Genomic DNA, 215 nt, shown 5'->3' with positions numbered 1-215 from the left:
GACCGCCGAGTGGGCGACGGCGAGCATCTGCTGTATCTCGGCCGGCTCGCTCAGGCCAAGGGCGTACGGCTGCTCATGGCCACGTGGGACGAGCTCGCGGCGGGCGGCGGTGTGGGCGTGCCGCTCGTGATCGCCGGCACGGGGCCGCTGGAGCGCGAGGTGACCGCCTGGGCGGCGGGCCGGGACGACGTGCGCTACGTCGGCCTGCTGGACCC

1 pseudogene is annotated in these 215 nt (G+C 75.8%); it reads left to right on the top strand.

What is annotated here, in order from left to right:
- Positions 1-215, top strand: a pseudogene (locus CCL05_RS43565) (glycosyltransferase); the annotation flags it as partial.

The organism is Streptomyces africanus, assembly GCF_002150735.1.
In the GTDB taxonomy this organism is placed as follows: domain Bacteria; phylum Actinomycetota; class Actinomycetes; order Streptomycetales; family Streptomycetaceae; genus Streptomyces; species Streptomyces africanus.
Note: the sequence above shows the minus strand (reverse complement) of the source record. Positions and strands in the feature narration are given on the sequence as shown.